The organism is Mariniphaga sp. (assembly GCF_041687215.1).
Classification (GTDB): domain Bacteria; phylum Bacteroidota; class Bacteroidia; order Bacteroidales; family Prolixibacteraceae; genus Mariniphaga.
Window position 1 is genome coordinate 1 of record NZ_JAWLCI010000127.1, and the last position, 2,954, is coordinate 2,954.

At 40.1% G+C, this 2,954-nt stretch carries 4 protein-coding genes; all 4 read left to right on the top strand.

Annotated elements, in window-relative coordinates; translation table 11 throughout:
* On the top strand, positions 1-228 hold a 228-nt coding region (locus tag ACESMA_RS21455), incomplete at its 5' end, for a hypothetical protein (RefSeq protein ID WP_372950933.1).
* Positions 229-638: 410 nt separating this feature from the next.
* Complete coding sequence (locus ACESMA_RS21460) at positions 639-1,082, top strand: HK97 family phage prohead protease (RefSeq protein WP_372950934.1); 444 nt, start codon at positions 639-641, stop codon at positions 1,080-1,082.
* Between the two features lie 2 nt (positions 1,083-1,084).
* Positions 1,085-2,350, top strand: coding sequence for a phage major capsid protein (locus ACESMA_RS21465; RefSeq protein WP_372950935.1), 1,266 nt, complete (start codon positions 1,085-1,087; stop codon positions 2,348-2,350).
* A 9-nt stretch (positions 2,351-2,359) separates the two neighbouring features.
* The gene (locus ACESMA_RS21470; RefSeq protein ID WP_372950936.1) at positions 2,360-2,656 is read left to right on the top strand and encodes a hypothetical protein; all 297 of its coding nucleotides are present in this window, start codon (positions 2,360-2,362) and stop codon (positions 2,654-2,656) included.
* Positions 2,657-2,954 lie beyond the last annotated feature (298 nt).

Genomic DNA, 2,954 nt, shown 5'->3' on the forward strand with positions numbered 1-2,954 from the left:
GAAGATTTTACTGAGCTGGTGCCAACAGACAAAAGTGTTTGCCTGGTGTATGCTAATTGTCTTCAAAAAATATCAGAAATACAACACAAAGCAACGCATGAGGATATTTATTATTTACTCGATGATGAGCATTATAAAATTTTCGGTAAGTCGTTGCGATGGAAAAGTTACGATTCGTTCAGACATTTTTTCAATCAAAACATTAAATATTTTTACCGAAATCCATGAAAAAAGGCCAAAAAAGTTAATTATTTCAATCAATGTACATTTTCCACTTTAAAATATAAACACTACCAGAATAGCAGGAAATGACAATAATTACACCCGGTTCGCTCAAAAAATTTGCGTTGCACAATAAAGACAAAATAAATACCAATGAATTGACTATCAGTATGTTAAGGGTAACCCCCTTCAATCGCTCTGGCGTTTCACCGAGCGACCACACCCCAACTAAATTTTACCTCGTGCAAAATTGGAAGGGGGGGTATAAAAACTAAATCATTGAATTATTCAATTTATGGAAAATATTTCCACCACTTTTTAAAACAATCTTTCAAAATTTGTCAAAACATTTATTTGAAGTAATGGAGAACAGACAGTTATTAACTCATAGTATTCGAAAGATTGAAGATAGAACAATGGAATTTGTGGTTTCCGATGGAACGGAGGACGCACATCGTTCTATTTTAAGCCCTGGAGGTTGGGACTTAAAACGGTTTGAGAAAAATGGAATCTTTGGCTATCAGCACAATGTACACGATTCAACAGACCCGGATTTTATTCTCGGTGCTGCAACCGCTTACATGGAAGGCGACAAACTTATAGGGGTTGCAACCTTTGAAGATGAAACCACGAACCCGCTGGCTGAGAAGATTTACAAAAAGGTTAAAGCCGGAACCCTTAAAGCCGTTTCAGTTGGATTTATACCGAAAAAGAGCCACCGGGAAGGCGATGTTCTGGTTTACGATGAAATGGAGTTAATCGAATTTTCCATTGTTAACATACCTTCAAACCCAAATGCAGTAAAACGCGGTTTTAGCGAAAACAGAAAGAAATTTAATCATATTTTAAATTATTTATAGCTATGAAGAAAAGTGATGAATTAAAACAGAAAAGGCACGCCCTAATGGGCGAACTCAAAGATTTACCAAACGCCGGACTTGAAACCCGCGAATTTGAAACCCGCGAAAATGAATTAACCGAAGAAATTCATAATCTTTCCGGCGAAATATTGAAAGTCGAAAGAGAAGAAAAAGAAAGGATTGAAAAGGCAAGCAGGCAGGGAACTGTAATCCATAGAGGTAATAACGACCTTGAAAAGTACTCATTTACAAGAGCTTTGAGGGTTGCCCTGGGTTACGATAAGGGAGGCATTGAGGAAGAAATGAACCAGGAGGCCCGCCGCGAAATGAACCAATTCGGGGGAAATATTAGGGGTTTCGGAATCCCGGCGGTTATATTAAACCGGTCATCAAGCGGCCAAAATTACACCACGCCTGGTGATGGAGGTTACCTGACTGGCCCCGGCGGAAATATGCAATTTTACACTGCATTGAGAAATAGGTTAACACTCACAAAACTTGGTGCCACCTTCATCCCAAATTTAACTGGTACCCTGCCATTAGTGGGAGGCGGAACCTTTACAGCAGCCTGGAAAAATGAGGGAGAAGAAATTACCAAAAGTAAAACTTCTTTTGCCGACCGGGGAACTTTAAGGCCCAGGCGACTGGGTTCATTGGGTGCCATATCTAAAGAACTCATTTACAGTTCTTTACCTGACGTGGAGAGAATCATCGTAAATGAATTGGCCGATTCAATCGCACAGGCCATTGAAACCGCCGCCATTAACGGTTCAGGCACCGGCGCCACACCCACAGGTATATTAAACTATGTTGGAATCGGTTCAGTAGTTGGAGGTGAAAATGGTGCCTCTCCAAGTTGGGCTAAAGTGGTAGAACTTGAAACGGCTGTGTTGTCTGCAAACGGACACGGTGAAAAAATGGGCTACCTTACAAATTCAGCAGTTGCCGGCAAATTAAAAACTACTGTAAAAACGGACACCGAACAGTTTATCATGGATGGCAATACATTAAATGGGTATCCGGCACAGGTTACAAACGCGGTTCCTTCCACGCTCGACAAAGGAAACAGCACAGGTGTTTGTTCAGCCGTTATTTTTGGTGCCTGGGAACATTTGATAGTCGGGAGTTGGGGAGGCCTCGATATTATCGTTGACCCATACACCCGGAAAGCTTTTGGCGAAATAGAATTGAATACGAACCAATTCATTGACCTGGGATTGAGTAACCCGGCCCGTTTTGCCGCCTTTAAAGACGTATTAACTTCTTAAATTTCAGCCATGGGAGATAAAAAAATAGAAATAGTCCGGGAATCCGGTACGCACACCACTTTGAAACTCCCGGTTGATGGACATGACCTTGTGGTACAGGTCGATAAAATGAATTTCACCATATCGATACCATACTTTGAATTTATGCAGGTTGAATCGATTGTGAAACTAATTGTACAGCTATACAAGGAAAACAAAGATAATCCGGTTATAAATGATTTTCTGCGTTTTTTACGTCAACCGGAGAATAAAGAAGAGCTTCAAAGCCTTCAGAAGATATATCGACTTTTTCATAATTCGCATTAGTCTATTGCTGGTTAATGTTAAACCCCCGCTTTTATGGTGGGGGTTTTTTGTTGAATAACTTACGTCGCCAAAAAATGAAAAGGGAGGTTTTGACCTCTCTTTTTTTTTGTTCTTTTCCCGATTGGTCATTTTGACCAATCGGGACTTTTGTAAAGTAAAAACACTTTACTCGTAAAGCTATTCCGATACAAGTAAAGTTATTCCCTTACAAAAGTAAAGTATTGATTTCCTTTAATTCCTACTATATTTCAATCGCAACCCGATGAATAAAAAAGGCGACCCACTGGCCGCCTTTAGC